Source organism: Candidatus Neomarinimicrobiota bacterium (assembly GCA_034716895.1).
GTDB lineage: Bacteria > Fidelibacterota > UBA8477 > UBA8477 > JABMPR01 > JABMPR01.
The window spans coordinates 1-4,834 of the sequence record JAYEKW010000049.1; the positions used below are offsets into that span (position 1 = coordinate 1).

At 47.4% G+C, this 4,834-nt stretch carries 2 protein-coding genes; both read left to right on the forward strand.

The genetic code is table 11. The annotated features are described in order from the left end of the window. The coding region (locus U9Q77_03565) for a hypothetical protein (protein ID MEA3286440.1) at positions 1-2,072 on the forward strand (2,072 nt) is incomplete at its 5' end. Positions 2,073-2,080: 8 nt separating this feature from the next. Then, positions 2,081-4,834, forward strand: a 2,754-nt coding sequence (locus tag U9Q77_03570) for a hypothetical protein (GenBank protein MEA3286441.1), incomplete at its 3' end; no start/stop codon positions are given.

The window sequence follows — 4,834 nt, forward strand, 5'->3', positions numbered from 1 at the left end:
AGTTAAACGAACAGACCTATTATACCATGAGCGCATCGCGTTTTACCCAGCAGATGGAGATCAATGTTGAAAATGGCGATATGGACGGTGATGGTTACCCCGACTGGGTTGAGTATCAGATCGGGACCGAAGCCCGGGGTTCACATCAAGGGGTGAACTATTACGGCGAGTGTGATATCCCTTTTGAAAGTGGTCAGAAATTCCTGCCTGGTTCAACCATCGAAAATGAAACGGGTTCATCCAAATATTTTGAAGCCTGGGGTCCTGGCTGTCTGCGTGTGCAGGTTGCTTATTATGAACGAACGGGAGATGGTGCTGAGTACGATGATCCCTATGACATCGTTGTTCAGCATGGGGACCAGATCGAGATTCGACCCTGGCATAAGATTCGGATAGCTTCACGCTTTAATGAGATAGTTTATGATACAGATGGTGAGACCATTCTCACCAGCAAACTTTTTTCAAATGGAAATTTGATCAACCCGCTTGATTCACTGGATTATCGTGACTCCGCCGGAGAACGTCACTGGTGGCACCTGGGCGATCCCATGGATAAATACCTGGAAGAAGGGCAATATGCTGCCTGGGAATACATGCTGTATCCTGATTCCACCTACAACCTCTATTCGAATCCACCGGGTACCATGAGTCTGGAACAAATGTCCGCCATGCGTGATTCCCTGTATTATATCTTTTATTATGAATATGGATCAGGCGGCTCAGACCGATATCGACATTGGACCAAGAGTGTTACGGATGAAGTCAAGTTTGACCTGACCACCCGGATCAATAAGCACCATCAGCTACAAGGTGGGATCGATTTAAAACGACATCTCATCACCTTTGATGAGACCCAATTACCTTGGCTGGAAAGCCCTTACGGAGAAACCTATGGCCTTCCGGATCAATTTGAAGCCGATGGTTGGTTTGACAAATTGCTCTTCGGAACAGGTGAAAAAACACCAGTTGAGATCGGTGCCTACGCTTTGGATAAGATCGAATATCCCTGGATGACCATTAATGCCGGTGTCCGCTTTGATCTTCAGAACTCACTGGATAGCTCCTGGGCAGATCCCCGGAAAAGTACCTCCGGTGCAGTTCCCAGTGAATGGAAAGTGCTCTGGTCACCACGGATCGGTATCAGTCACGTTATTACTGATAAAGCCACTTTTACCTTTGGGTATGGACGCTATTACCAGAACTTGACCTATCGTAACATCTATCTAAACGATGCCAACGACCTGACTACTGCCTTACCTATTCTAGGCAACAGTCACGCCCAGGCTCAGAGCGTAACTTCCTACGAGTTCGGTCTGAATTGGGAATTTGTAGATTATTGGCGGATGGGCATGGTTGGCTGGTCCAAGGATTATTCAGATCTGGCTTCCACCGAACGAGTTCAAGCCTTTCCATACAGTTATGCTGTTGTTGTTAATTATGACTATGGTTCTGCCCGTGGCCTGGATCTCTCTCTTGCTAAACGGGGAGGCAGTGCCTGGTCAACTGTGATCCAATACACCTTGTCCAGAGCTACTGCCAATCGGGCTGATGCCTGGCAGGGTTATCGTTCATCTGACACACCGGAGTCCATGCCTAAAAAAGAAGTGCTCATGAACTATGACCGGACTCACAATATGACGGTTACCGGCGGTTATCGATTTGATAAAAAGAACAGCCCGAAACTCTACGGCTATTATCCTTTCAATAATGCAACCGTGCACCTGACCCTGGTTGCCATCAGTGGTGCTCCTTACACACCATTTGATATTAATTTGAATCGGTCCGGTGCGACTAACTCTGAACGGATGCCCTGGTATATTGAGACCAACCTGGCTGCTCGCCGACGTTTTCAACTGGGAGCTACCACCTGGTCTGCCGGGCTGATCGTTCGCAATATCTTTAATCGTGAAAATATTCTGGACATTTATGAGGAGACAGGTAGCCCAACTGATCCTGGCCGACGAGCGACAACGGCTATTGAAAATGGGTCATCGTCTCTAACCAGGTATGACCGACCTTATTATTTCTCAGACCCCCGTAAGATCGATCTTACGCTCGAACTATCGTTTTAGGTGATATTATGAAAAAATTATCCATATTGTTATTAATCATCCTGATCTCCATGAGTGTTTTACAGGGATCCGAACCTTTGCCCATCAAGCAGAGAAGTTTTGCCAAGACTGCTGCTTTTGATCCTATTCTCAATCGGGCCCGAGGCTATATGAGTAAGGGCGAATTGCAGTTTGCCACCCATAATTACGGTAGCTTCATTGAATTTGAATCCTACTCATCTCCCTCTGGTCTGTACAAAGGCTTCCAATACATCTCTGATGTGTCCTTTATCCTTGGTGTCCCTGGGAAGCTGCCGGATAGCAGTTTTGCACCATGGGCACAACGACCCATGTACTCGGGAGAATATTTTGAAGATGATACCCTGGTGTATTGGGGCTCCACAGTCACTGAATCCTGGTTTGACAGAATTGATGGCAAAAAACAGGCTGACTGGGAATCGGTAAAAGGACACTACGGTGGCTTGCATTCTGGAGACGTATTAGCTGGTGAGATCTATGGCGGAATCTATACTGATACAGGTGATCCCTATCCGTTGTTGGCTTCCAGTGATATTCCTGATACCTGGCCCCTGACCATCAACACGACAACCGGATTTGAAGAAAGAACCTGGCCCGGTGATTGGGCTGTGGATACTGATCCAAATTCCCCCCGCTTTGGTGAAGAGATTTTTGGCCGCCATATTGGTGATCAGGACATCTATATGGAATTTGATGATCGTCTGGCCACCCGTGATGAGGACAAAACCCAGGGCTATCCACTGGGAATGCATGTCATAGTGAACGCCCACTCCTATGGCCGATCCTATGCAGAGGATATTGCATTTTTTACGGTTGAAGTGACTAATGAATCGTATAAAGGTTTTCCCCTGGATCTTAATGGCGATGGAGAGCCCAATATGCTCTGGTTGCCTATCACTCATGCTGACGGCAGTGTGACCGATGAATTCAAGCCTTTGAGCTATGTGCCCACAGATGGTGACCGGGGAGATGGCAGTTACTATGGTTTTGATTATACAGAGGTCTTTGGCGGGTTTTATTTTGATGTAGATTCTTACTCACGCCTGGAAAATGGCAGCTATTCCGGCCGAAGTAATGATGACGATATGATGGCTTATGATGCCAATTATGATATGGCCTTTATCTGGGATTGGGATGATGACAGCAACGGAGAAGAAAACCTGGCCTATTCAGCCCTTAAATTGCTGGACACACCTAATGCCGCCCGTGATCTGGATCTAGATGGCGACGGAACCATTGATGTGCTCGCTGGTGATGCTTTAGGATTGACTGACTGGCATTGGTTTGATTGGTATGTTCGTCCCGGTGTCGAGAGTGATGAGAACTCAGGCGGCAGTTGCAGTGGCGGTGGTTATGCCGGTTCTGGTGGTTGTCCCGGTGCTGTGGATAAAGAAAATATCATGTATGCCCTCATGGCTGGCGATACGGCCTATGCCGGTAGTGCTGGCAGTAATTTTTATGATTGGAATTGGCGTGGAATTCCAGAGGGTGATGCAAATCCGCTGGTAGCCAATTATGAGGACTGGTATTTTCACCCGGCCAATGGTGGTAATCTCAACCCTCATTTTGATTCTGTTGAAGGACTCCTGGAAGATTTCCCAGAAGGCCTGGATTGTGTGTTTATCATGTCAGCTGGCCCCTTTGATCTGGCTGTAGGGGAGACTACCTACTTTTCATTTGCCGTGATCATGGGTGATCCGCCGGATGATACTAAAACCTCAGACACTCCTCCCGATCTGGCGAAGAATGCTGAAATGGCTCAGATCATGTACGATTTGCGCTACCAGGGTTTCTCTCCACCAGATGCCCCAACTGTATCAGCAGTGGGTGATGATGAGATGGTGACCCTGTACTGGGATTCCAATGCGGAGTACTCCACTGACATTGTGACTGGAAATGGTGATTTTCAAGGTTATAAGGTTTATCGCTCAACTGATGGAGGAAAAAGCTGGGGCAATCCCCACGAGGATGTGATCTATGATAACGATGGTCAGGCTGTAGGCTGGCGACCAATCGCTCAATACGATCTCACCGAAGCTGAAGAAAATAGTGATCCCTATAATTACAATAACAATTATAGTGGTCCGGATCCGGTGGCTCCCTGGTTCAGCTTGGGCAAGGACACTGGACTGGAACATCGCTACGTAGATACAGATGTGATCAACGGAGTCACCTACAGCTATGCTGTGGTTGCTTATGATATTGGGATTGATATTTTAAAGGATTCTGATAGTAATGTTCCGGAAGATGTCAATGGTGATGGAACCATCGATGATGATGAATACAAATGGGAACCCCTTGAATATCTGGAAAATTTTAAGGGCAATTCACCGCTTCTCCCGCAATTTGTTTCAGTGACTCCTGATGCCCGGCCATCAAATGCTCCAAAGGCCAGGCGTCCTGAAGGCGCGGCCTGGAATCAGGGAACCGGCATCTTTGAAGTGTTGCCAAGTGATGTAAATGCCTTGAGAGACGCTTCTGGTATCTATAAGATCGTTGTAGATGCTGATTCGACCTCAGTTTCTTTCGGTGGGTCTGACAATCCGGCAGTCACCCAAAACTCCACCTATTCCATTTACAATATGGATACGGGAGATACCATTATTGGCTGGGTCTATCAAGCAGATGGGAGTATCGATTCCCTGGCAACACGACTGGCTGCCCGGGTACCCGTAACTTTTACGGATGGCGTGATCTTCGGTAGCCCCTGGGATGGTTTTATTATTTTCTCTGAGAATTATGAT